This is a genomic window from Ruegeria sp. CH2 (assembly GCF_056537065.1).
In genome coordinates, this window is record NZ_JBQFQV010000006.1 from 156789 (window position 1) to 181207 (window position 24419).

Here is a 24419-nt window from a genome sequence, read left to right on the forward strand (position 1 = left end):
CGCAGCATCGGTCAAAGTGGGCTCAAAGCAGCCCATAAGTCTTACCGCTTGAACAAAACGCTCTGCGCCTGCTTGTCCCGGTGATCCCCTCGCAACTCGGCATACAACGCGCGTCCGGCCTGAACGGCTGGGCGGGCGCTGACGGTCTCCAGCCAGCGGGCAAAGTGCGGTTTGTCCTCCAGCACCTGCTGCTGGCCTTCCCACAGGCTGGCCCAGCCCCAGATCGACATGTCGGCGATGGAATAGAAATCGCCCGCGACATACTCGTTTTCGGCCAGCCGCCTGTCCAATACGCCGTACAGGCGCGCGACCTCGGCGCGGTAGCGGTCCTTGGCATAGGGCAGGTCCTGCGGCGGGTCCAGTTGCGGGGCGTATTTCAGGAAGTGATGCGCCTGACCCGCCATCGGGCCAACGCCGCCCATCTGCCACATCAACCATTCCTCGACCGCGATCCGGTCACGCTCGGACGTGCCATAGAACCGCCCGGTCTTGCGGGCCAGATACATCAGGATCGCGCCGCTTTCGAAAACCGAAATAGGTGCGCCACCCGGCCCGTCAGGATCGACAATGGCGGGCATCCGGTTGTTGGGGGCGATCTTCAGGAATGCGGGATCGAACTGGTCACCCTTGCCGATATTGATCAGATGGGTGGTATAGGGCAGCTCCATCTCTTCCAGGGCGATGGAAACTTTCCAGCCATTCGGTGTCGGCCAGAAATACAGATCAATCGGGTCAGCCATGCATTCTCCTGATGTTGACAGGGATCATGCGGGTTTCTGCCGGTTCGGCAAGTACCGCTTACGAAAGCGTGACCGAAGCGCAGGCCGGGCTTGACCGCGAACCGCCCGAGGCGTATTGCGATCCTGAAGCTACGTGGCGATTTGTTACCGGATTGCGGGCCACGCTAAACAACACCGCTAAAAGGTCAGGATGAAAGACCCCTTTCGCTTGGCCGCGTCTGGGGTTTTTTGTTTGCCTCCCCCGAGGCTGAAAGGAATGAGATGAGCGAGAACTGGAACAAACGCACCCAAGCCGTCCATGGCGGCATCCGTCGCAGCCAGTATAACGAGGTGAGCGAGGCGATTTTCCTGACGCAGGGTTTCGTCTACGAAAGCGCGGAACAGGCCGAGGCCCGGTTTCTGGAATGTGGCCCCGACGAGTTCATCTATGCCCGTTACGGCAACCCAACCGTGTCCATGTTCGAACAACGCATCGCGGCGCTGGAAGGTGGCGAAGATGCCTTTGCGACGGCCTCGGGCATGGCCGCCGTCAACGGCGCTCTGACCTCGATGCTGAAAGCCGGGGACCATGTCGTTTCGGCCAAGGCGCTGTTCGGCTCGTGCCTCTATATCCTTGAAAACATCCTGAGCCGCTATGGCGTGGAAGTGACCTTTGTGGACGGCACCGATCTGGAGCAGTGGAAGGCTGCAATCCGCCCGGACACCAAGGCCGTTTTCTTTGAATCCATGTCGAACCCCACGCTTGAGGTGATCGATATTGCTACTGTGGCCGATCTGGCCCATGCGGTCGGTGCTGTTGTGGTGGTGGACAACGTGTTTTCGACCCCGGTGTTCTCACGCGCGATCCAGCAGGGCGCGGATGTGGTCGTCTATTCAGCGACCAAGCATATCGACGGGCAGGGCCGTGCGCTGGGCGGTGTGATCATCGGAACCAAGGACTTCATCCGCGGAACCGTTGAACCCTATCTCAAGCATACCGGTGGCGCGCTGAGCCCGTTCAATGCGTGGATCATGCTCAAGGGCCTTGAGACGATGGCGCTGCGGGTCAATGCACAGGCCGAAAGCGCGCAAAAGATCGCCGAGGCGCTGGAAGGGCACCCGGCATTGGAACGGACGCTTTACCCCGGTTTGAAAACCCATGCCCAGAACGCGCTGGTTCAGACCCAGTTGGGCGGCAAGGGCGGGACTGTGCTATCGCTGGACATCAAGGGCGGCAAGGATGCAGCGTTTGCCTTCCTGAATGCGATGACCATCCCGGTGATTTCGAACAATCTGGGCGATGCCAAATCCATCGCGACGCACCCGGCGACAACAACGCACCAGCGTCTCAGCGACGCGCAGAAGGACCAGTTGGGCATTACACCGGGCCTGATCCGCTTTTCCGTCGGGCTTGAGGATGCAGGTGACTTGCTGGCCGACCTTCGGCAAGCGCTGGAAGCCTCGCAGAAATAAACCAAAGCCCCCCGCGTCCTTTTTGTACTGGGGGGCAGGCTGCGTGCCTAAGCGGCCACTTTGTTTCGGGCGGCAGCCAGGCGTGCCGCCCGCTGTTCCCACCTTCAAAAGGCGCTAACTGTTGCAAGATGACGGTTTTGCGCCGGATTTTTCAATCCGGGCTGCTATTGCCGACGTATCGGGTTAGACTGGTATTAGACCATCAGTCATATATAGTCCGACGACCAACCAAGGAACCGCCGCTGATGAACGTTCACCCGCGTGACATTGATGAAAAACCGGATCGGGACAAGGCTGCCGAGGCTTTGAACGTTCTGCGGCAATGGGCCAAATCTGCTTCGGAAGCCGAGATAAACCAGCTTGACCCGGCTGTGGCCCGGCTGCTGCCCGGTTTGGCAGCGGGCAACTATCCGCCTTTTTCGCGCGCCTACCCCGATGACTTTACCGTCGATGCGGCGTACCGCGCATCCTTGCCGGATTTGCAGAACGGCCCGTCCAGCCTGATCCGTGGGGCCAAACAGCAGATCCAACATGTGGGTATTTCGAACTTCCGCCTGCCGATCCGGTTCCACCGGAAAGAGGGCGAAGACCTGACGCTGGAAACCTCGATCACCGGCACGGTCAGCCTTGAGGCCGAGAAAAAGGGCATCAACATGTCCCGGATCATGCGGTCTTTCTACAAACATGCGGAACGGACGTTCAGCTTTGAGGTTATGGAATCCGCTCTGGACGATTACATGTCCGATCTGGACAGCTTCGACGCCCGTATCCAGATGCGCTTTTCCTACCCGGACAGGATCAAAAGCCTGCGCTCGGGCCTTGAAGGCTACCAGTATTACGACATCGCGCTGGAACTGGTCGAACAGAACGGTGTGCGTCAGAAGATCATGCACCTTGACTATGTCTATTCCTCGACCTGCCCCTGTTCGCTGGAACTCAGCGAACATGCCCGGTCGATGCGTGGTCAGCTGGCGACGCCGCATTCGCAGCGCTCCGTCGCGCGGATTTCGGTTGTCGTGGATTGCGATGCGGATTGCCTGTGGTTTGAAGACCTGATTGCGCTGTGCCGCCGTGCGGTTCCGACGGAAACGCAGGTCATGGTGAAGCGCGAAGATGAACAGGCTTTTGCCGAATTGAACGCAGCTAATCCGATCTTCGTCGAAGATGCCGCGCGCCTGTTTTGTGCCGAGTTGCTGGCAGATCATCACGTCGGTGATTTTCGCGTTGTCGCAAGCCATCAGGAAAGCCTGCACAGCCATGACGCCGTGTCGATTCTGACCGAAGGCCCAACCTTCGCCGCGTCCAGCCTTGACCCGAAACTGTTCACGACCCTGTTTCACGTTGGCTGAACGTCTCGGGTAAGTGGCTAGAATTTAATCAGAGATTTACCTGATCGGCGCTCATTCGCCGCAGCGCAGCAAAAATGCTGCAATTGCGTGAAGAACTCCTGTATCCTGACGGGGAATGCAGCTTCGGCACACCGGCGCGCTCAATGGTGTGTCACCCGAAAGGAAGCCGAGACGTGAGACGCCTTGGACTGCAAGACCCCAACCTCCGCCCGGACCCCCCGAGCGGGCAGGGCGCTTTACCCTTACTTTTCTGGCTGCATCGTTTTCACAGGAGATCTATGGAATGAATCCGATTACCCAACCGCTGGAGCTTCAGGCCGCGGCTATACGCATGGCTGGCTATGCGATCGTCAACCAGATCAAGATTGCACAGATCATGACCCGTTCGGCGCTTGAACTGCCGATGGTGCCGGTCCACGCCCTGCATCTGGCAGCATCAGCACCGGGTCCAGTGGTGGAAGCTCCGGCGGAAAAACCGGCGGCCAAACCCAAACCTGCCGTGGCGCGTGCGAAACGCTTGCCGGTGAAATCATCAACGGCCAAGAAAAAGCTGGCCCGCAAACCTGCGCCGGCCAAGCCGGTAGCCAAACCTGTTGAGTTTTCAGCCAGTCCGCGGCCCACGGCGGCACCCCCGGCGGCAGCCAAACCGACACCAGCGGTTAGTGATGAAAAAGCAGTGAAGCCTGTTGAATCCGCGGCGACACCTGCGACCGAAAGCGTGTCGCCCGTAACGCCCAAGCCCACCCCTGCGACACCGGCGGCTGTTCAGGCAGCGCAGGTCAAGCCGACACAGGCCGATCCTGCCCCGGCCAAGGTGCAGGCGAAACCAGCCCCGGCGACGGAACCGCGCAAACCGCAGGCGCGAAAATCACGCGCCCCGTCAAAACCGCCTGTGATGCCCGGAACAGATGTCAAAAACTGACGGGTAAACCGGGATCATCTGCTTGACACGGTCGAGTTGGCACGCCAACCCTGCGCGTCATGATGGATCTTCGCCCGGTCGGATATGTGATTGGCTTGCTGGTCGCCATTCTTGGGGCGACCATGCTGCTGCCTATGCTCGCGGACCTGATCGAGGGGCGCGGCGAATGGCCGGTATTTCTGGAAAGCGCCATTATCACGACGCTGACCGGGACCGTTCTGGCGATGAGCTGCTCGAACGGTGTGGGCGAAGGGCTGACCATCCGCCAGACCTTCCTGTTGACAACCGGTGTTTGGGCGGCGTTGCCCCTGTTTGGGGCAATTCCGTTTCTGTTCGGTGAAACCGAGCTGCGCTTTGTCGATGCGTATTTCGAGGCGATGTCCGGCCTGACAACAACAGGTTCAACGGTGATTTCCGGGTTGGATACCCTGCCGCAGGGGCTATTGCTGTGGCGTGGTATCCTGCAATGGCTGGGGGGTATCGGGATCATCGTTGTCGCCATGGTGTTCCTGCCCGAACTGCGTGTCGGCGGCATGCAGATCTTCCGCTCGGAAGGCTTTGAAACAATGGGTAAAATCCTGCCTCGCGCGCAAGAGATCGCGGGTCAGATTTCGCTCATCTATGTTTTCCTGACACTGGTTTGCGCGCTGGTTTACGCCGGTCTGGGAATGAACTTTTTCGATGCGCTGGTACATGCGTTGACAACGCTTTCGACCGGTGGGTTCTCGAACTATGACGCTTCGTTCGGAACCTTCTCAGGCCCCGCTGAATATGCGGCGTCGGTGTTCATGATTTTGGCGGCGCTTCCTTTTGTGCGCTATGTCCAGCTGGCAAACGGCCATACAGCGTCCCTGTGGAAAGACAGTCAAATTCGCGCGTTTCTGGCGACCATTCTGGTTCTGGTCATCATCATGTCGATATTCCTGACATCGGTCTTTCCGCATCACTGGGAACAGGCATTTCGGGAATCTCTGTTCAACATCACCTCGATCATCTCGGGGACCGGCTATGCCAGTGTCGATTACATGGGCTGGGGCAGCTTTCCGATCATGATGTTCTTCCTGATCGGCCTGATTGGCGGCTGCGCAGGATCGACCGCATGTTCGATCAAGATATTCCGCTACCAGCTGCTGTTTGCCTCGATCAAAAGTCAGATCAAACGGATCAGGTCTCCGCATGGCGTGTTCGTGCCGCTCTACGATGGGCGGCCCGTGGGGCAGGGTGTTCTGACCTCGGTGATGAGCTTTTTCATGTTCTTTGTTCTGTCGATGGGCGTGCTGTCCTGGGCGCTGGCGCTGACAGGTCTGGACTTCATCACAGCCGTTTCCGGGGCGGCGACCGCGCTGGCCAATGTTGGTCCCGGTCTGGGCGATCAGATCGGACCAGCGGGCAATTTCGCAAATCTCAACGACACGGCCAAATGGTTTCTGACAATCGGGATGCTGGTCGGGCGGCTCGAGCTGTTGGCCGTTTACGCGATCTTCACCGTTCAATTCTGGAGAGGCTGATGAAAAGACCCCTTGGCGCGCAGATTTCGCATATGCTCAAGGATCGTGGCGTAGACGTGATTTTCGGCATACCCGGCGTTCACAATCAGGAAATGTACCGCGGCATCGAAGAGGCTGGCATCCAACATGTTCTGGCCCGTCACGAACAGGGGGCGGGGTTCATGGCCGATGGGTATGCCCGCGCAACCGGCAAGCCGGGGGTTGCCTATGTGATCACCGGGCCCGGCCTGTGCAACATCATGACGCCGATCGGGCAAGCCTACAGCGACTCGGTGCCGATGCTGGTGGTGTCGTCCTGCCTTGATGAAACACAGGCCTTGCGCGGCCAGTTGCACCAGATGAAGGACCAGCGCCTTGCGGCCGGAACCGTTGCCGACTGGTCGGCACAGGCCAATACGGCCGAGGCCGCCTATGCGCTGGTCGAACGCGCTTTTGAAGAATTCGAGCTGTCGCGCCCGCGCCCCAAGCACATTCAGGTGCCAATCGCGCAGTTGCAGGCCGAGGCTGATCCGGCACCTTTCCCCAACCAGCCCGCGTTGCGCACCAAAGCATTGCCGCCTGACGTATCGCCTGTTGTCTCGATGCTGAACCTTGCGCACAGGCCGCTGTTCATTCTGGGGGGCGGTTGCAAGTCCAGCGACTGGCGGCAGATTCTGACACAGCTTGGGGCTGCCTGCTTTACCTCATACGCAGGGCGCGGACTGCCGGGCATTAACTATCCGCTGGATTTCGGCGCGTCGCTGCCGCGCCCCGGCAGCGCCGAGGTTATCGCCTCAGCGGATCTGGTCATCGCGGTCGGCGCAGAACTGGGCGAGGTCGATCTGTGGCGCATCGACCTTGGGCATTCGGCAACGCTGATCCGCGTTGACCTTGATCCCGAAGTCCTGTCCGACCACCATCGCGCCGCGATCAAACTGCAAACCGACAGCGAAAGCTTTGCCCGCGCCTTGTGGCAGGCGACCGAAAACCTGAAACCGGCAACCGGCTGGTCGCCCGATGAAATTTCCGAAACCCGCGCCCGGTGGCGGGCCGAGGTGGATGCCGAACGGCCCGGAATTGTAGCAGTGGCCGATGCGCTGCGCGCGGCGATGCCCGCAGATACCATGATCTATTCCGACATGACCCAATTCGCCTATGTCGCGAAAGAAGTGTGGGACATGGCCTATCCGCATCACTGGCATCATCCGACCGGGTTCGGAACGCTGGGCTATGGTTTGCCGGCTGGAATTGGCGGCGCGGTGGCGCGGCGCGGCAAACCAACGGCGGTTATCGCCGGGGATTACGGGTTCCACTATACGATGCAGGAACTGGGTGTTGCGGTCGAACTGGGTTTGTCGCTGCCGATCATCCTGTGGGACAATGGCAAGCTGAAAGAAATCGAAGACAGCATGGTCCGCAGCCAGATCGCGCCCAATGCGGTGGTGGCGCATAACCCGGATTTCTGCAAACTGGCCGAGGCTTTTGGCGCGCGTTCCTCAGCCCCTTCATCTCTGGCTGAGATGCAGAGCGCAGTTCGCGCGGCTTTCGATGCACCTGTCCCGACCTTGATCCACGTGACCCCGGACATTCTGTAAAAAAAAGAAGCGCCGCAAGTTCATGCGGCGCTTTGGTGTTTCAATGTCTGGTTTCAATATCTGCGCGGGCTCAGTCCCAGCAGTGCACCAGAACCGTCATTCCGGTTGCGCGCCGGTTCAATTCGTTGGGGGAAATCCGGGTGGTTTCCTCGCTCGACTGCCCGGAAACACCGGCTTTCGTCAGGATTTCTGTCAACCGCTCGACCGTTGCCGCAAGGCTGACAGACGCGGGCAGCGTGCGCCCCTCTGACGGTGTCGGCAGCAACATGCCAACCACGTTGCCACTGTCGTTGAAGACCGGTCCGCCCGCATCGCCGGGCTGTGCGTTCAGGGCCAGCCGTTTGATACCTGTCTCGCCGTTCAGGCCACGGATATCCGCGATTTGACCGTAGGTCAGCGTCGGTGCGCCCAAAGCCCCCTGATAGGAAAAGCCGGATACGGCCACTTCGGACTGAATGCGCGGCTGGGTGGTGCTGAAAGCAGCAACACTCATGGGTGCAAGGGCTTTTGCAGGGCGCAGGACCGAAACACCAAGCTCCTGGTCCGTCAGCGCCAGTTTAACCTCCTGATCCCCCTCCAGGGTGATCCGGGTGCAGCTTTCGGCGGCTTCCGACACCGTCAGAACCGTGCCGTCCGCACCAGCGAAAAAGCCCGACCGCGACAGCCGCGGCTTGCGGATCTGAAGACCCGAGACCAGATCGATGCGCTGTTCCGCATCCGCACCGGCGGCGGCATCCAGAACCGCGTCCGTTGTGCTCAGGCTGGTCGCCATCGCAGCCAGAACACGCAGGCGGCGCGCCTCGTCCCCTTCGGGCCAGACCAGCGTAAAGCCCTTGATCATTCCATCGGCCAACCGCGCCTGCGTGAATGAAACGATCCCATTGCCGCGCCCTTCAAGGGTAAACTGGTCGCGGCCCAGCTCACGCGGGCCGTTCAGCGGAACAATTTCAAGCGACTGCATCACCTCGTAAAGGGCGCGCAACGTGTTCTTGTCACCCTCCTGACTGATCAAAAGGGCCTGGGCGTTCATATCCGAGGCGCTTTTGAAATGTACGAACGGAGCTTCATAGCGGTCAAAGCTGACTGTACCCAACGGCATGTCCAGCGCAATTCCGGCCGCGTCGTCGGAATACCGGTCCATCCCGGCCGAGATCAGCGGCGCGTTGTATTCATCCATCAGGGCCTTGCGCTGCACCGTGGTCAGAACGCCCGTCGCCTCATAGCCGTTGAACCGCTGCCAATCGCCCATCGACCGGCGGGTTCCCTGGCCGAAAGCGCCATCGATGGTCGAATTATAGAAACCCGCCGCCTGAAGGGCCGTTTGCAGGTCTTTCCGTTCCTGCGCGGTCAAAAGGCGCTCGGATTGCAGCGCCTGTGCGCGGGTTTCATCCGAAACCTGTGGGGTCGTAACCGCCACGGGTTCTTCCGCCTGTGCTGCCGGTTCCGTTGGCGCGCTTACGACGTCGCGGTTTACCGCGTTTTCGCCGACGGGCCAGAATTGCTGCCCCAACGCGCTTGAAAACGCGACAAAGCTGTCACGCGGGATCTGCCCCTCGGCCCGGTATACGCGCAAAACCTGCTCGGCATCGCCGCGCGAATAGGGGCCAATGACGATGGCATACCAGCCACTGTTCAGCCGAAACCCGTTCACATCGGGCAGGGTGCTGGCATAGGCTTGCGCCCGGTCCTGCGCTTCGCGCAGCGAGGGCTGCGCCTCGACCTGAACCCAGACGCCGGGGTCTTGTTGTGCGGTCGCGGCGCGCAGGCCGACCAGAAGAAACAAAAGAATTGCTGAAAATACGCGTGTCATTGTCTGCCCGTGTTATGCGGTGTTTGTACTGAGGTGCAGAATACGCGATTTCATTTGCCAAATACCATGCCGAGAATGCGGGGAATTTGTGGTGTGGCCGCGCAGATACAGCCACAGCCCAAAGCCCCGTTGACGCCCCTCGGCCCCTTGCATAGGAAGGGCCAAACCGACCGGAACCGGGCGCACGGGGCGCCCAGAGGGAATGTCATGACCGAACCGACCAGCGCACCGCGTTCATTTCAGGAAATCATCCTCAGGCTTCAGTCCTACTGGGCCTCGAAAGGCTGTGCGATTCTGCAACCCTATGACATGGAGGTCGGGGCAGGGACGTTCCATCCCGCAACCACCTTGCGGGCGCTGGGATCCAAGGCATGGGCCGCAGCCTATGTTCAGCCGTCGCGCCGTCCCACGGATGGGCGTTATGGCGAAAACCCCAACCGGCTTCAGCATTACTACCAGTATCAGGTGCTGATCAAACCCAGCCCTCCGGATTTGCAAGAGCTGTATCTGGGCAGCCTTCAGGCCATTGGCATCGACATGGATCTGCACGACATCCGCTTTGTCGAAGACGATTGGGAAAGCCCCACACTGGGCGCATGGGGGCTTGGCTGGGAGGTTTGGTGTGACGGAATGGAAGTCAGCCAGTTCACCTATTTCCAGCAGGTCGGCGGCCATGACTGCACGCCTGTCTCGGGCGAGCTGACTTATGGTCTCGAGCGTCTGGCCATGTATGTGCTGGGCATCGACCACGTAATGGACATGCCGTTCAACGATCCGCAATCGCCCAGCCCACTGAAATACGGCGATATCTTCAAGCAGACGGAAGAGGAATACGCCCGCTGGAACTTTGACGTGGCCAATACCGAGGTTCTGTTGCGCCATTTCGAAGAGGCCGAGGCTGAATGCGCCACTATCCTGGCGCAGGCGCATGACGATCCGAAAACTGGCAAGCGCATCATCATGGCGCACCCGGCTTATGACCAATGCATCAAGGCGTCACACATCTTCAACCTGCTGGATGCGCGGGGCGTGATCTCGGTCACCGAACGGCAGGCCTATATCGGGCGCGTGCGGGCGCTGGCCAAGCAATGCGCGGATGCCTTTGTGCAGACCGAGGCGGCCGGGTTCAGCGCCGGATGAGGCGATCAGGCCAGTCCCGGCAACAGGGCTTTCAGGCCGTCCGCGATCATGCTGACGGCGATAGCCGCCAGAATCATCCCCATAAAGCGGCTCATGATCACGCGCGCGGTGTCGGACAGGCGTTGGGCCAGCCAGGCCGCGTTCCAGAACGTGATCAGAAGCAGGCCAACAACGGCAAGGAATACGCCTGCATAAACAAAGGCTTCTATAGGCTTCTTGATCTGGTGTGCATACAGGATCAGCGTGGTGATGGTACCGGGGCCTACCAGAATTGGAAAGGCCAGCGGATAAAAGGCGACGGTGTCGGCTTCGGGGTAAGCGTCCTTTTCCCCCTTCGTCCCGTGGTGAGAGGTGCTTTCGTGTCCGTTCAGCATGTTCAGACCGATCATCATGACAACCAGACCACCGGCGACGCGCAGATGATTGACGCTGATGCCAAAAAGGCCAAGCGCCTGACTGCCGACCAGGGCAAAGGCACCGCCAAGGATCAGGCAGTAGATCACGGTTTTGACCGCTATCTTGCGCTGTTCGGCGGCGGACAGGTCCTGAGTGACGCTCAGAAACACCGGCAGGTTGGTGACCGGGTTCATGATCGCAAACAATGCGCCGAAAAATCCGACGGCAAAGGTGGATTCCATCGTGTAGACCTCGTTTCTGCCTGTTCCCCGATGAAACCTGTCCTATTTTACAAGAACTTGAAAGAGGCGGCCTGAAAGATGACGGGAAAACTGCTGGCAATTCTTCTGCTGCTGTCGGCCATCGTGGCAGGCCTCGGCATGTATTATCTACAGGTCTACGGCTATTATTATGAGGTCGAACCGCAACCGGGGCAGGACGTTGCCCTGATGACGGATGCAGGCGGTGTGCCGGAACCCATCGCCTATTCCGGGTTTCAGGCTATCGACGCCGACAGCTCTCCGATCCGGTATCGCGCCTGTTTCGAGACCGAATTGTCGCCGGACCAGATGGCTGGATACGTGCCTGTCGAAAACTCCAAACCCCTGACTGCACCGGGATGGTTTGAATGCTACGATGCGGTGTCATTGGCGGATGCGCTTGAATCCGGGCAGGCGCGGGCGTTCATGGGGGTGAAGAACATCCATTTCGGTGTCGACCGGATTGTGGCGATCACCGCGGATGGCAAGGGCTATGTCTGGCATGCGTTGAACAATTGCGGTGAAAAAGCCTATGACGGTACCGTCGTGGGCGAGGAATGTCCGCCGCGCCCGGAAAACTGAAGGAGCAGACCGTGGGCCATGTCATAGAAATCCCCGATTTCCTGACGGCCACTCTGGGGTTTGCTGTCTATCTGATCGGGGCCGAGATCAACGCACGTGTGACAACCCTGCGCAATTTCAACATCCCCGAACCCGTAACAGGGGGCCTGCTGGCCTCGCTGGTGGTTCTGACGCTCTATCTGGTCTTCGGGATCGAACTGTCCTTTGGCTTGACAGCCCGCGATTTCCTGCTGGTCCTGTTTTTTGCCGGGATCGGCCTGAACGCCCGTCTGTCTGACCTCATTGCGGGCGGTAAGCCGTTAATCTTGCTTTTGATTCTCACTCTGGCGACGATTATCTTTCAGAATGTGATTGGCGCGGCTGGGGCGGTGATCTTCGGCTATCCCGCACAGGCCGGTGTGTTGTTCGGATCGGCCGCTCTGATCGGTGGGCACGGTACGGCAATCGCATGGGCGCCGGACGTGGCGCAGGCAACGGGGCTTGACGGCGCGACCGAACTGGGTGTGGCCGTCGCAACCCTTGGATTGGTGCTTGCCGCGCTGGTTGGCGGCCCGATTGCGCGCCTGCTGGTCGAACGGCGCGGCCTGACGCCTGACCGCCCCGACGAAGAACACAGCATCGGATTGCCGGATGAGCATGACGGGCACACCGCAAACATCGATCATCTGACCGTCATGCGCGTCTTGCTGCACCTGAACCTGGCGATCATCTCGGGATATGCGCTGAATGAATCAATTGCCGCCGCCGGGCTGAAACTGCCGCTGTTCGTGCCCTGCCTGATCATGGGCATCGTGATCGCCAATCTGCGGGACGCGCTGTTTCCCGATGCTCCGAAAGTGTCGCGCACACCGTCGCTGGCGCTGATTTCGGAATTTGCGCTGGGCGCGTTTCTGGCAATGTCGCTGATGAGCCTGCAACTCTGGACCATCGCGCAGCTGGGCATGGCCATTGCCGTGATCATGACGGCGCAGACGGTGTTCGCGGTGCTGTTCGTCCTCTGGGTGCTGTTCCCGGTCATGGGGTCCAACTATCGCGCCGCAGTACTGGCCGCCGGGTTTGGCGGCTTTGCGTTGGGGGCCACACCCACCGCTATCGCAAATATGACAGCCGTGACCAAGCGATATGGCCCATCGCCTATTGCCTTTATCGTGCTGCCCCTTGTATCCGCCTTCTTTGTGGATATCGCCAATGCCATCGTCATTCAGACGATCGTCAATTTCTAAGGACCGACAATGCCCGACCTGCTGATCGAACTGTTCTCCGAAGAGATCCCCGCACGGATGCAAGCCCGTGCCGGCGAGGATCTTAAAAAGCGGATTACCGATGGTCTGGTCGAGGCCGGTCTGACCTATGCAAACGCCGCCGCCCTGACCACGCCCCGCCGCCTGACGCTGGCGGTCGAGGGGCTGCTGGCGAAAAGCCCCACCATCCGGGAAGAACGCAAGGGCCCAAAGGTCGGCGCGCCCGACAAGGCAATCGAAGGGTTCCTGCGCGGCGCGGGCCTGACCCGTGATCAGCTGGAAGAACGCGAAACGCCCAAGGGGGCCATCTATTTCGCCACCATCGAAAAGGCCGGTCGCCCCGCGGCTGAGATCATTGCTGAAGTGCTCGAAACCACCATCCGCAATTTCCCTTGGCCTAAGTCCATGCGCTGGGGCAGTGGCAGCTTGCGCTGGGTGCGCCCGCTGCATTCGATCCTGTGCATTCTGACGGATGAGGCCGGGGCGCAGGTTGTGCCAATGGATGTCGATGGCATTTCGTCCGGCGACACCACAGCAGGACACCGCTTTATGGCGCCCAGCCGCTTTTCGGTCACGTCCTTCGACGATTACGCGGCCAAGCTGAAGCGGGCTTTCGTGGTTCTTTCCCCCGAGGAACGCGCCCAGCACATCTGGAACGACGCCCAGAACATGGCCTTTGCCGCCGGTCTTGAACTGGTCGAAGATCAGGGCCTGCTGGCCGAGGTCGCCGGTCTGGTCGAATGGCCGGTTGTCCTGATGGGGCGGATCGACGACGAATTCCTCGACCTGCCACCCGAGGTGCTGCAAACCTCGATGAAAGAACACCAAAAGTTCTTCTCGGTCCGCAATCCCAAAACGGGCCGGATTGAACGGTTCGTCACTGTTGCTAACCGCGAAACCGCTGACAATGGCGCGACCATTCTGGCGGGCAATCAGAAAGTGCTGTCGGCCCGTCTGGCCGATGCCAAGTTCTTTTGGGAAAATGACCTGCGCATTGCCAAATCGGACATTGCACAATGGACCCGCGCGCTGGAAAACGTCACGTTCCACAACAAACTGGGAACGCAGGCCGACCGGATCGGGCGCATCGCCGCGCTAGCCCGCGAACTGGCCCCAGTGACTGGAGCCGATGCTGATCAGGCTGAAAAAGCCGCGCGCCTGGCCAAGGCCGACCTCAGCTCGGAAATGGTCTATGAATTCCCCGAACTTCAGGGCCTTATGGGGCGGTATTACATCGAAGCGGCAGGCGAAGATGCCGCCGTGGCCGCTGTCGCGCAAGAGCACTACTCGCCTTTGGGGCCGTCGGATGATGTGCCCACGGCTCCGCTGTCGGTGACCGTTGCATTGGCCGACAAGTTGGACACGCTGGCGGGGTTCTGGGCGATTGATGAAAAGCCTACCGGCTCGAAAGACCCGTTTGCTCTGCGCCGTGCGGCACTTGGGGTTATCCGGTTGGTGCTCGACAATGACCTGCGCCTGCATCTGGATCGGTTTTTCGACGGACAGCTACTGCGTGCTGAAAGCGCTGCAAACGATGCGCTGGCGGCGGAAAACGTTGACGAACTTTTGGATGAAATCGCAGATCACGGTGTGTTTGGCGCAGCCTTCCAGACTGTCAAGGAAAGGCTGGGCGAAGTGTCGGGTGCCGATTTCCTGAGCCTTGAAAAGAAGATCCCCGACGCATCCGACGATCTCCTCTCCTTCTTCCACGACCGCCTCAAGGTCTTCCTCCGCGACGAAGGTATCCGTCACGACGTCATTGACGCCTGTATCGCGATGGACGGCAATGATGACCTCAATCTGCTGGTCAAACGCGCCCGCGCGCTGAACGCGGTGATCGCGACTGAAGATGGCGAAAACCTCGTGCAGGGCTTCAAGCGCGCCAACAACATCCTGACCCAGGCCGAGGAAAAGGACGGGGTGGAGTATTCCTACGGTGCGGATGTGAAATTCGCCGAAACCGACAGCGAAAAGGCATTGTTTGCGGCCTTGGAGGCAGCACAGGCGCAAATCGAACCCGCGCTGACATCCGAAGATTTCCCCACGGCCATGGCCGCCATGGCGGGGCTGCGCGGGCCGGTGGATGCGTTCTTTGAGGATGTGCAGGTCAACACCGACAATGATATCGTTCGCCGCAACCGGCTGAACCTGCTCAGCCAGATCCGGCAGATCTGCTCCAGCGTGGCCGATCTGACCCGGATCGAAGGGTAAACGACCGGGCGCGCTGGCAGGCGCGCCCACAACGCACTTGCGTGAAGGGCGCAAGCGCTTATGCTGCACGCAAACCAAAAGGTGCTGCAGTGCAGAATAATCCGAATACGACGCTCATTACATCCGACGCGCCTGTCACCGCCCATAGGCATGGCGGGCGGGCCAAATGTCTGCAACGTCTGGTCCGGCTGGACCTGCCGGTGCCCCGAACCGTTGCGTTGTCATTTGATGCCGTTCACCAGATCGCAGAAGGGACAACCCCGGATATTGCGGCGATCCTCGAACAGTTCGATCCGACCTCGTTGCTATGCGTCCGGCCCAGTTCCGAAGACCCCGATTGGGGTGGTCCCGGCGCGGTTCTCAATATCGGAATGAACGATGCCCGTTATGTCGACCTGTCCGACACCATGGGGGCCGAGGCCGCCGCAGCCCTGTATCTGAGGTTCGTTCAAAGCTATGCGATCCACGTGGCGCGGCTGGATGCGGATGTGTTTGATGACATTGACGCTGATGGCCGCGAGGGGCTGCGCCATTCGCTGCGCGCCTACGAGGATGAAACCGACGAGGTCTTTCCGCAGGACAGGGGCGAACAGCTGATCGGCGTTCTGCGCTCGATGGCACGTGCATGGGACGGGACGTCCGCGCGCTTGCTGCGGCAGGCCAAGGGGGCACCCGCTGACGCCGGGCTTGGGTTGGTCATTCAAGAGATGATCCCCGGCGTCGGCAAAGGGGAATGCGGATCGGGCGTTCTGCAACTGGTTGATTCCACAACCGGAATGCCACAGATCACCGGTCGCTACCTCAGCCAGAGCCAGGGGCGCGATGCGTTGGGCAAAGATGTGGCCGCCCTGTTTCTGGAAAAAGACCCGCGCGGCCCCTCGCTGGAAGAGGTCGCGCCCAATGCTTTCGCCGATGTCAAAACGCATGCCGCCCTGATGCGCGAGAAACTGCGCGAAGAAATGCAGGTCGAATTCGTCATTCAGGATGGCACTGTGCATATTCTGGATGGCGTCCGGGTGCAGCGATCGGCTCGCGCGGCCATGCGCATTGCCGTACGTCTTGCCGAAGACGGTATCATACCGCCGCAAGAGGCGGTGATGCGTGTCGATCCGCACGCGCTGAACGAACTTCTGCACCGTCAGGTCCACCCTGATGCGCGCCGTGACGTGCTGACCACCGCCATTGGTGCCAGCCCCGGTGCCTCGACCGGCAAGATCGTGTTCACCTCGGCCGAAGCACAGGCCAGCGCCGCCCGTGGCGAGGCGTGTGTTCTGGTGCGCCGGGAAACCTCGCCCGAGGATGTGCGCGGGATGCACGCCGCCGTTGCGGTTCTGACGGAAAAGGGCGGCATGACCAGCCACGCGGCCGTTATCGGGCGCGGATTGGGTCTGCCCTGTATCGTCGGGGCCTCGGAAATGCGGTTTCAGACGAAAGACAAGATGCTGACCGCACCGGATGGGCGGGTATTTAAAACCGGCGATATTGTCACCATTGATGGCAGCTCGGGTCAGGTGCTGGCCGGTCAGCCCGCCATGCTCGAGGCCGCGTTGGATGACTGCTTCCAGACGCTGATGGGCTGGGCCGATGCCGAGCGTGACATCGACATCCGCGCCAATGCCGACACACCGGCTGATGCGCAGACGGCCCGGAACTTTCAGGCTCAGGGGATCGGTCTGTGCCGGACCGAACATATGTTCTTTGATCCCGGCCGTCTGATCGTGATGCGCGAAATGATCTTTGCGCAAACCTCGGCGGGCAGGGCGGCAGTGCTGGAACGCCTGCTTCCGATGCAGCGCGAGGATTTTGTTCAGCTGTTCAGGATCATGGAAGGCCAGCCTGTCTGCATCCGCCTGTTCGATCCCCCCTTGCATGAGTTTCTGCCGACAACGCGCACCGGGCAACGGGAACTGGCCGAGGCGCTGGACCTGCCCGTGTCTGACGTCGAACGCCGGGTTGAGGCGATGACCGAATACAACCCCATGCTTGGCCTGCGCGGCGTTCGTCTGGGTGTCACCGTGCCCGAGATCTACGACATGCAGGCGCGTGCGATCTTCGAAGCCACGCTTGAGGCCCGAAAAAACGGTGCCCCGGTGGTACCCGAAGTGATGATCCCGCTGGTTTCCGCCAAGCGCGAGGTTGAACTTGTCAAATCCCGCATCGACTCGGTCGCCGCCGCCGTTGAATCGGAACGGGGGCAGAAGTTCGAATACCGGCTAGGCGTCATGGTCGAAACGCCACGCGCCTGTCTGCGCGCGGAAGAGATCGCGCCGCAGACCGCCTTCATGAGTTTTGGTACAAACGACCTGACACAGATGACTTATGGTCTGTCCCGCGACGACGCCGGTCGTTTCATGTCCGCTTACGTGCGACAGGGGGTCTTTACCGAAGATCCGTTCCACGTCCTTGATCCAGACGGGGTGGGCGAGTTGCTGAAACTCGGGGCAGAGCGCGGGCGTGCCGCGAAACCGGATGTGACCCTTTCGGTCTGTGGCGAACACGGCGGGAACCCCGAATCAATCGCGATCTGTCGCGATCTTGGGTTCGACTATGTGTCATGCTCACCGTTCCGGGTTCCGGTCGCTCGGCTGGCTGCCGCTCAACTGGCGATTTCCTCCAGACTTGGGGGTTGACACTGCGCCGAACCCCAAGAAATAGTGGGTTATACGGTCACTCGTAGGCGAAAAATATTTTCGCTACGGGCGATTTTCCACTTGCTTTTTTCAAGATACTGGACCTTTGCCTCAGTCTGGGGTATCAGCCTCGTCGCGCCCGCCGGGGGAGGGTATGGCGCGTGATGTGCCTGTGCGAGGTTATCTGATGCTACGTTACATATTGGCTGTTGCCGCAGTGGCGGCAACCGTGCTGCCGAGTGCGTCCTTCGCCGAGAAGGAAGCGACTGATACTGCAAAACAAGAACTTGTCGCCCGCAGTGAACTGCCGGCGCAAAGTTTTCGGGACTATTTCAAGCTGTTCCAGCCCCGCAAGGCGGCTGAACCTGTCGAAGTGTCCTTCTCCAAAGACTGGCTTGACCAGCAACCAAAGGCCTCTGGTGGTGAAAACTGGAAATGCCTGTCCGAAGCCCTGTACTTCGAGGCGCGCGGCGAAAGCGTGCGCGGCCAGTTCGCGGTTGCCGAAGTGATCCTGAACCGGGTCAAAAGCAGCCGTTTCCCGGATTCCCTGTGCGGGGTGATCCATCAGGGGACCGGCAAGAAATACCAGTGCCAGTTCACATACACCTGCGATGGCCGCAAAGAGGTCATCCACGAGAAAACGGCGTATGAGCGTGTGGCAAAAGTCGCGCGGGCAGCCATTGATGGAGTGGCGGATGAGTTGACCGAAGGGGCGACGCACTATCACACGACGTCGGTTCGCCCATCCTGGTCGCGGGTCTATAAACAGACGGCGAAAATCGGCGTGCATGTTTTTTACCGCCACAACTACCGGACAGCGAGCAACTGATTGACGCACCCGCGCTGGAAGCTTGCTGGCGCGGGGCAGGTTGCATCCTATATTGCGGGCCAGGAGGCCCGTGATGATTTTGAACCGCAGACACCTTTTGCAATCCGCCGCCGCTGCATTGCTGATGCCGCGTGTGGCCAGCGCGGGTTTTGCACCGCTTAATGCGCGTGTAGCCAAACACCCGATCGCGCCGGCAAGTTATCCTGAAACGGAAGTCTGGACATATGACGGGTCTGTCCCCGGCGTTGAACTGCGCGTCAGGCAGGGCGACCGCATCCAGCGCACCCTGATGAACCAGCTTCCGCAGGCCACGTCTGTCCATTGGCACGGTATTCGCATCGAAAACGCCATGGACGGCGTGCCCGGCCTGACGCAGGACGCGGTCGAGACGGGCGCAAGCTTTGATTACTCCTTCTCCGTTCCCGATGCAGGGACCTATTGGTACCATGCGCATAACCAGTCGATGGAACAGGTTGCGCGCGGGCTTTACGGGCCGCTGATCGTCGAAGAAACCGTGGCCCCCGATGTGGATCAGGATCTGGTGCTGATGCTGGACGACTGGCGGCTTGATCCGGAAACCGCCCAGATCACGGATGATTTCGACAATGGCCATGACCTCAGCCACGCTGGTCGGCTGGGGAATATCATCACTGTCAACGGATCCCTTGACCCGCGCGTTCAGGCGCGACGGAACGACCGTCTCCGGCTGCGCCTGATCAACGCCTCCAACGCGCGGATTTTCGACCTGGATCTCGACGGGTTGTTTGGTTGGATCGTCGCCCTTGACGGTATGCCACTGGGAACGCCGATCCCATTGTCGGGGGCTTTCCCAATCGCCCCTGCACAACGCATCGATCTTGTTGTGGATGTCGTGGCTGCGGGTGATACGGCAAGTCTGGTGAGTGTTGAACGCGACGGTGCCTTTGGCATCGTTCGGTTCGATGTCGACGAACTTCTCGCACCCGCGCCACGACAAGGCGTGGCAGCGCTGCCGCCCAACCCTTTGCCAGTCATCGAGGATGTCTCATCCGCACCATTGCACCGGATGTCCCTGCAAGGCGGGGCGATGCGCTGGCTGGACAACGCCCGGATCGGGGACACTGATTTGTCAGGCCAGGAACTGGCGCAGTTGGGCCGGTTCTGGGCCCTGAACGGTTATGCGGAACGCCCGTCCGATCCGTTTCTGGACGCCCGGACCGGCGGCCTTCACAGGATCGAGTTCGTCAATGAAACAGTCTTTCCACATGCCATGCATTTGCACGGCCACCACTTCCGACTGATCCAGCCGGACGGATCGCTTGGCCCGTGGCGCGACACTGTTTTGGTTGATCGCGGACAAACCCGCCAGATCGCGCTGGTCGCGGATAATCCGGGGGACTGGCTGTTGCATTGCCATATGCTGGGCCATGCCGCTTCGGGTATGATGAGCTGGTTTCGCGTCACCTGACGCCGCATTCGGCGGTTGGAATGGCGTTTGTTTGAATGTTATAGGCGCTTGCAACGCCTATAGTGGGCAAGCCCTGCAACAAGCCGAAAAGGCCGGACCCATGAGTTCTGAAATCCGACTGGCATTTGCGCACCCGTCCGAACGGTCCGAGGCGACCTCGCCCCGAGGGCCGCTGGACCGCATTTCCCTGCGCGACCATATTGTCGAGGTTGAAATCGGTGCGTTTCAGGCCGAGCGGGGAACAACCCAGCGGATCTGTTTCAATATCGTCGTCGAAGTCCGGCCTCTTACTGACCCCATTGACGACGATGTGGATCGCATCCTGTCTTATGACCGGGTGACGGAATCCATTGCCTATGAGCTCGCGGCCGAGCGTCTGAACCTGCTTGAAACCCTGGCCGAACGTGTGGCCGAACGTATCTTGCATGAACCTCAGGCTGTAAGGGTCTTTGTTCGCATCGAAAAACTGGATCGTGGTCCGGGCGCTCTTGGGGTCGAGATCGTGCGCGGGAAAGACTCGGTTCATCACGACGTGACCGAGGAAGACCGCCCGCATCCCCGTCTGGTCTACCTGTCGAATGACGCCATCGCCTCGGACAATCTGACCGGGTGGATCGACCAGTTGCAGAACCGCCAGCGCCCGCTGATCCTGTGTGTGGGGGCGTCAGACCTGGCTGCGCCGCAAACCGGCCACGCAATGACACAGCGCCGGATTGACCTGCTTGCGATCGAGCAAAACGCGTGGGTTTTGGCCGCACGCGATCACCGCTGCAAGGTGGTTTCAACTCGGACGGAACTGGACTGGGCCATGAAGAACGGCCAGATCTGCGTCTGGGCCCCGTCCAAGATCGTTCTGGACGCGGTGGATGGCCCTTCTGCCGCGCCCTCCGACGCCGTGGCTCTGGCCGCATGGTTTGCCGCGACCTTTGAAGCCAGTGAGATGATGGTCATCGGCGGCGAATTGCCGAAAGCGCCCAAAACCCCCCTGCGGGCTGTGGCCGTGGATCAGGCCCAATTGTGAGCATCTATTTCAGACCGCTGGTTCAGCACGGCCAGACCCGGCCCGCTGGCGCGTATTCTCTGGCCGGTCAGCCCCTGTGGTTTACCCATGTCGAAACGCTTGGGCGCGATACTACACCGCAGATCATGTCGGCATCGGATATTCCCGGTGGGGCGCTGGCGCGTTTGACCGGCCCGCGCGCACCCATCGCCGGGCTGGATATGCAGGTGCCGCATATCATGGGCATTCTCAACACCACGCCTGACAGTTTCTCGGACGGGGGCGTTCACAGTTCGGTCGAGGCCGCCCGCGATGCCGCTGCAAGGATGGTGGCGCATGGAGCCACCATTCTGGATATTGGCGGGGAATCAACGCGCCCGGGCGCGGATTTCATTCCGTCAGATCAGGAAATTGCCCGCACCCGCCCGGTGATCGAGGCGATTCGCGCACAAACGGATGCCCTGATTTCAATCGACACCCGCAAAGCCAGCGTCGCCAAAGCGGCGTGTGCGGCGGGCGCGGGGCTGGTCAACGATGTCTCGGGGTTCACGTTCGATCCCGAATTGGCACCGTTTTGCGCCGACAAGGGCACACCGGTCTGCGTCATGCATATGCAGGGTGATCCAGCCACGATGCAGGAAAACCCCAGCTACGACAACGTGTTGCTGGATGTTTATGACTTCCTCGAAACCCAGATCGCTCTGCTGGAAAACTTGGGGCTTCGGCGCGACCTGATCATCGTCGATCCAGGTATCGGTTTCGGCAAAACCGAGGATCACAACCTGACCTTGCTGCGCAATCTCAGCCTGTTTCACGGGCTTGGCTGCCCGATCCTGCTGGGCGTGTCCCGCAAGGGCTTTATAGGAACAATTGGACGGGAGCCTGACAAGACTGCCCGCGCGCCGGGTTCAATTGCTGTGGCTTTGGCCGGATTGTCTCAGGGCGTGCAGATCATTCGCGTTCACGACGTCGCCGAGACCGCTCAGGCCTTGCGCCTATGGGCCGCTGTCCGGTAATCCGGTCTCACGGAAAATCACGGAGTGACACCAATGCGCAAGCTGTTCGGAACCGACGGGGTGCGGGGCACGGCCAACACGCATCCGATGACGGCGGAAATGGCGTTGCGCATCGGGGCTGCGGTGGGGCGCTATTTCCGGCGTGATGCGACCGGTGTGCACCGGGTCGTCATCGGCAAGGACACGCGCCTGTCCGGCTATATGCTGGAAAACGCGCTGACCGCCGGTTTGACGTCAACCGGAATGAATGTGCTGTTGCTGGGGCCGGTTCCCACGCCTGCGGTGGGCCTGATGACCCGGTCGATGCGGGCCGATCTGGGTGTCATGATCTCGGCCAGCCACAACCCGGCAGAGGACAACGGCATCAAATTCTTTGGTCCCGACGGCTATAAACTGTCCGATCAGGCCGAGATCGACATCGAAAAGCTGATCGACGAAGGTGTCCGGCCTGCTCAGGCCCAGAACATCGGACGGGCGCGCCGTGTTGATGACGCCCGGTTCAGATATGGCGAGCGTGTGAAATCCTCGCTGCCGCGCGATGTGCGTCTGGATGGCCTGAAGGTGGTGATTGACTGTGCCAATGGCGCCGCCCACCGCACCGCGCCCGAGGTTCTTTGGGAACTGGGCGCAGACGTGATCCCAGTTGGCATTGCGCCCAACGGGAAGAACATCAACCTCAACTGCGGATCGACCAAGCCACAGCTGGCCGCCGAAACCGTCGTGGCACATGGCGCTGACGTCGGTGTCTGTCTGGACGGCGACGCGGATCGGGTCGTTATCGTCGACGAAACCGGTCAGGTCGCTGATGGCGATCAGCTTATGGCACTGCTGGCGACGGCCTGGAAAAAATCCGGGCAGTTGAAAGGCAATGCCCTTGTGGCCACTGTGATGTCCAATCTGGGGCTCGAACGGCACCTGTCGTCACACGGAATGCGGCTGGAACGCACAGCCGTCGGCGACCGCTATGTGGTCGAACGTATGCGCGAAGGTGGCTTCAACTTGGGCGGTGAACAATCCGGTCATATCGTGATGAGCGATTATGCCACCACCGGCGATGGCCTGATGGCCGGTCTGCATTTCCTGGCCGAGATGGTTCTGTCTGGTCGCAAAGCCTCGGACCTGTCCAAGCAGTTCGAAACCGTGCCGCAGCTGTTGAAGAACGTCCGCTATGCCAACGGTCAAACTCCGCTTGAAGTTCAAAGCGTTAAAGCTGCCATTGCCGATGCCGAGGCGCGGCTGAACGGGCAGGGACGGTTGCTGATCCGTAAATCCGGCACCGAGCCGCTGATCCGCGTTATGGCCGAATGCGAGGATGACGCGCTGCTGGTCCAGGTCGTCGACAGCATCGTGGCCGAGGTCGAAGCCGCCGCAGGCTAGCGCCCGAACAGAACTCTGCGCAGGCTGAACCACTGGCTGATGGCCATGCCCGTCAGGATCAGGGCCAGGGCGACGTAGAATCGCAGGGGCAGGGCCTCGGACAGGATCCAGGCCCCGAACACCATCGACCAGATCGGCACCTGATAATTCACCAGTGTCAAAAACACCGATCCGGCGCTGCGGGTGATCGAAACCCGCAGCAAATTGGCGAATGCTGTGGGGATCAGGCCAAGCACGATCAGGGCCAGCGATGGGCGGTTGCCCTGCCATGTGGGGATGCCTTCGACCAGCAGCATGATGGGCACCAGCAGAACAGCGCCGACCAGCAGGGTCAGCGCGGCCAGCGCCAGCGGCTCGACCGGCGGGCAACGCCGCGTCAGGATCGATGTCGAGGCATAGCAGAGGGCAGCCGAGACACAGGCCAGCTGCGCCAGCGGCTCGGTCCCCTGGCCCAGCTTTGCCAGACCGGGTCCGATCAGGACCAATGCGCCGGAAAACCCAAGGCACACGCCCAGAAACCGTCGCAGGTTCAGCGGCTCGTCAGAAAAGAAATGCGCCAGCGGCAGCACCATCAGCGGAATTGCAGCCATGGACAACCCTGCAAAAGCCGAGGGCACATATTGCTGCCCCCAGCTAAGCAGCATGAAAGGCACCGCAGTCGACAGCACGCCAATCAGCAGGATTGATGTAGTCAGCGCGGGTGTCAAAACCGGCATGCGGCGCCCGGTGATCCGCATCAGGACAAGCAACGTCACCGCCCCTAATGTGGTGCGCGATGTCGCCACGGTAATCGGGCCATAGCCTTCCAAAGCCATCGCGACGACCATGAATGTGCCGCCCCAAATAAGCCCCAGCGTGAAAACGCCGCTCCAGTCCTGTTTCGTGGGTTGTTCAACCATTCCATCCCCTTATCCCGCGTGCGCGCCGGTGTCACG

General features: G+C 60.5%; 19 protein-coding genes and 1 riboswitch. Of the genes, 15 read left to right on the top strand and 4 right to left on the bottom strand.

The annotated features are described in order from the left end of the window. Window positions 1-41 precede the first annotated feature (41 nt). On the bottom strand, window positions 42-740 hold the full coding sequence (locus ACR0M9_RS11070) for a glutathione S-transferase N-terminal domain-containing protein (RefSeq protein ID WP_480773583.1): 699 nt from the start codon (window positions 738-740) through the stop codon (window positions 42-44). A 123-nt stretch (window positions 741-863) separates the two neighbouring features. Further along, window positions 864-941, top strand: a riboswitch (SAM riboswitch). A gap of 60 nt (window positions 942-1001) precedes the next feature. Here ACR0M9_RS11070 and metZ point away from each other — a divergent pair. The 5 genes from metZ (at window position 1002) to ACR0M9_RS11095 (ending at window position 7545) form a co-directional block, all read left to right on the top strand. After that, entirely contained in the window at window positions 1002-2192 is a 1191-nt protein-coding gene (gene metZ / locus ACR0M9_RS11075) for an O-succinylhomoserine sulfhydrylase (RefSeq protein WP_480773584.1), read from the top strand. Window positions 2193-2437: 245 nt separating this feature from the next. Then, window positions 2438-3541, top strand: coding sequence for a GTP cyclohydrolase FolE2 (folE2, locus tag ACR0M9_RS11080; protein WP_480481445.1), 1104 nt, complete (start codon window positions 2438-2440; stop codon window positions 3539-3541). A 283-nt stretch (window positions 3542-3824) separates the two neighbouring features. Continuing rightward, window positions 3825-4463, top strand: coding sequence for a hypothetical protein (locus ACR0M9_RS11085; RefSeq protein ID WP_480773585.1), 639 nt, complete (start codon window positions 3825-3827; stop codon window positions 4461-4463). 59 nt (window positions 4464-4522) lie between these two features. Continuing rightward, on the top strand, window positions 4523-5971 hold the full coding sequence (locus ACR0M9_RS11090) for a TrkH family potassium uptake protein (RefSeq protein WP_480773586.1): 1449 nt from the start codon (window positions 4523-4525) through the stop codon (window positions 5969-5971). Further along, a complete protein-coding gene (locus tag ACR0M9_RS11095) occupies window positions 5971-7545 on the top strand; it encodes a thiamine pyrophosphate-binding protein (RefSeq protein ID WP_480773587.1) in 1575 nt (524 codons plus the stop codon). Before ACR0M9_RS11090 ends, ACR0M9_RS11095 begins: the two co-directional genes overlap by 1 nt. A 70-nt stretch (window positions 7546-7615) precedes the next feature. Here the strand turns inward: ACR0M9_RS11095 and ACR0M9_RS11100 are convergent, their stop codons facing one another. Next, window positions 7616-9355 (bottom strand): serine protease, encoded by a 1740-nt coding sequence (locus ACR0M9_RS11100; protein ID WP_480773588.1) that lies wholly within the window; start codon window positions 9353-9355, stop codon window positions 7616-7618. Window positions 9356-9562: 207 nt separating this feature from the next. On the opposite strand from ACR0M9_RS11100, the gene ACR0M9_RS11105 reads away from it, so the two are divergent. Beyond that, window positions 9563-10495 (top strand): glycine--tRNA ligase subunit alpha, encoded by a 933-nt coding sequence (locus ACR0M9_RS11105; protein ID WP_267363360.1) that lies wholly within the window; start codon window positions 9563-9565, stop codon window positions 10493-10495. Between the two features lie 5 nt (window positions 10496-10500). On the opposite strand, the gene ACR0M9_RS11110 is transcribed toward ACR0M9_RS11105, so the two are convergent. After that, window positions 10501-11133, bottom strand: coding sequence for a MarC family protein (locus tag ACR0M9_RS11110; protein WP_480773589.1), 633 nt, complete (start codon window positions 11131-11133; stop codon window positions 10501-10503). Window positions 11134-11211: 78 nt separating this feature from the next. Between ACR0M9_RS11110 and ACR0M9_RS11115 the strand changes: the two genes are divergently transcribed. The 9 genes from ACR0M9_RS11115 (at window position 11212) to glmM (ending at window position 23484) form a co-directional block, all read left to right on the top strand. Continuing rightward, window positions 11212-11733: a DUF6446 family protein gene (locus ACR0M9_RS11115; RefSeq protein WP_480773590.1), complete on the top strand. Its 522-nt coding sequence runs from the start codon at window positions 11212-11214 to the stop codon at window positions 11731-11733. After that, window positions 11709-12956 (top strand): sodium/glutamate symporter, encoded by a 1248-nt coding sequence (gltS, locus tag ACR0M9_RS11120; RefSeq protein WP_480773591.1) that lies wholly within the window; start codon window positions 11709-11711, stop codon window positions 12954-12956. Before ACR0M9_RS11115 ends, gltS begins: the two co-directional genes overlap by 25 nt. Before the next feature lie 9 nt (window positions 12957-12965). After that, window positions 12966-15185: a glycine--tRNA ligase subunit beta gene (gene glyS, locus ACR0M9_RS11125; RefSeq protein WP_480773592.1), complete on the top strand. Its 2220-nt coding sequence runs from the start codon at window positions 12966-12968 to the stop codon at window positions 15183-15185. An 89-nt stretch (window positions 15186-15274) separates the two neighbouring features. Next, window positions 15275-17815 carry a putative PEP-binding protein gene (locus ACR0M9_RS11130; RefSeq protein ID WP_480773612.1) on the top strand — a complete coding sequence of 847 codons (2541 nt, stop codon included), beginning with the start codon at window positions 15275-15277 and terminating at the stop codon, window positions 17813-17815. A 187-nt stretch (window positions 17816-18002) separates the two neighbouring features. Next, complete coding sequence (locus tag ACR0M9_RS11135) at window positions 18003-18644, top strand: cell wall hydrolase (protein WP_480485995.1); 642 nt, start codon at window positions 18003-18005, stop codon at window positions 18642-18644. Window positions 18645-18717: 73 nt separating this feature from the next. Beyond that, a complete protein-coding gene (locus ACR0M9_RS11140; RefSeq protein WP_480773593.1) occupies window positions 18718-20091 on the top strand; it encodes a multicopper oxidase family protein in 1374 nt (457 codons plus the stop codon). 100 nt (window positions 20092-20191) lie between these two features. Continuing rightward, the gene (locus ACR0M9_RS11145) at window positions 20192-21112 is read left to right on the top strand and encodes a dihydroneopterin aldolase (protein ID WP_209504247.1); all 921 of its coding nucleotides are present in this window, start codon (window positions 20192-20194) and stop codon (window positions 21110-21112) included. Then, complete coding sequence (gene folP, locus ACR0M9_RS11150; protein WP_480773594.1) at window positions 21109-22107, top strand: dihydropteroate synthase; 999 nt, start codon at window positions 21109-21111, stop codon at window positions 22105-22107. Before ACR0M9_RS11145 ends, folP begins: the two co-directional genes overlap by 4 nt. Window positions 22108-22140: 33 nt before the next feature. Further along, complete coding sequence (glmM, locus tag ACR0M9_RS11155) at window positions 22141-23484, top strand: phosphoglucosamine mutase (RefSeq protein ID WP_480485988.1); 1344 nt, start codon at window positions 22141-22143, stop codon at window positions 23482-23484. Here the strand turns inward: glmM and ACR0M9_RS11160 are convergent. Continuing rightward, window positions 23481-24383, bottom strand: a complete 903-nt coding sequence (locus ACR0M9_RS11160; protein ID WP_480481417.1) for a DMT family transporter — start codon at window positions 24381-24383, stop codon at window positions 23481-23483. The genes glmM and ACR0M9_RS11160 overlap by 4 nt on opposite strands. Between the last annotated feature and the right edge of the window lie 36 nt (window positions 24384-24419).

Bases quoted from the DNA above. Each gene is read 5' to 3' on its own strand.
- ACR0M9_RS11070 (WP_480773583.1), bottom strand. From the start codon at position 740: ATGGCTGACCCGATTGATCTGTATTTCTGGCCGACACCGAATGGCTGG.
- metZ (WP_480773584.1), top strand. From the start codon at position 1,002: ATGAGCGAGAACTGGAACAAACGCACCCAAGCCGTCCATGGCGGCATC.
- folE2 (WP_480481445.1), top strand. From the start codon at position 2,438: ATGAACGTTCACCCGCGTGACATTGATGAAAAACCGGATCGGGACAAG.
- ACR0M9_RS11085 (WP_480773585.1), top strand. From the start codon at position 3,825: ATGAATCCGATTACCCAACCGCTGGAGCTTCAGGCCGCGGCTATACGC.
- ACR0M9_RS11090 (WP_480773586.1), top strand. From the start codon at position 4,523: ATGATGGATCTTCGCCCGGTCGGATATGTGATTGGCTTGCTGGTCGCC.
- ACR0M9_RS11095 (WP_480773587.1), top strand. From the start codon at position 5,971: ATGAAAAGACCCCTTGGCGCGCAGATTTCGCATATGCTCAAGGATCGT.
- ACR0M9_RS11100 (WP_480773588.1), bottom strand. From the start codon at position 9,355: ATGACACGCGTATTTTCAGCAATTCTTTTGTTTCTTCTGGTCGGCCTG.
- ACR0M9_RS11105 (WP_267363360.1), top strand. From the start codon at position 9,563: ATGACCGAACCGACCAGCGCACCGCGTTCATTTCAGGAAATCATCCTC.
- ACR0M9_RS11110 (WP_480773589.1), bottom strand. From the start codon at position 11,133: ATGGAATCCACCTTTGCCGTCGGATTTTTCGGCGCATTGTTTGCGATC.
- ACR0M9_RS11115 (WP_480773590.1), top strand. From the start codon at position 11,212: ATGACGGGAAAACTGCTGGCAATTCTTCTGCTGCTGTCGGCCATCGTG.
- gltS (WP_480773591.1), top strand. From the start codon at position 11,709: ATGTCCGCCGCGCCCGGAAAACTGAAGGAGCAGACCGTGGGCCATGTC.
- glyS (WP_480773592.1), top strand. From the start codon at position 12,966: ATGCCCGACCTGCTGATCGAACTGTTCTCCGAAGAGATCCCCGCACGG.
- ACR0M9_RS11135 (WP_480485995.1), top strand. From the start codon at position 18,003: ATGCTACGTTACATATTGGCTGTTGCCGCAGTGGCGGCAACCGTGCTG.
- ACR0M9_RS11140 (WP_480773593.1), top strand. From the start codon at position 18,718: ATGATTTTGAACCGCAGACACCTTTTGCAATCCGCCGCCGCTGCATTG.
- ACR0M9_RS11145 (WP_209504247.1), top strand. From the start codon at position 20,192: ATGAGTTCTGAAATCCGACTGGCATTTGCGCACCCGTCCGAACGGTCC.
- glmM (WP_480485988.1), top strand. From the start codon at position 22,141: ATGCGCAAGCTGTTCGGAACCGACGGGGTGCGGGGCACGGCCAACACG.
- ACR0M9_RS11160 (WP_480481417.1), bottom strand. From the start codon at position 24,383: ATGGTTGAACAACCCACGAAACAGGACTGGAGCGGCGTTTTCACGCTG.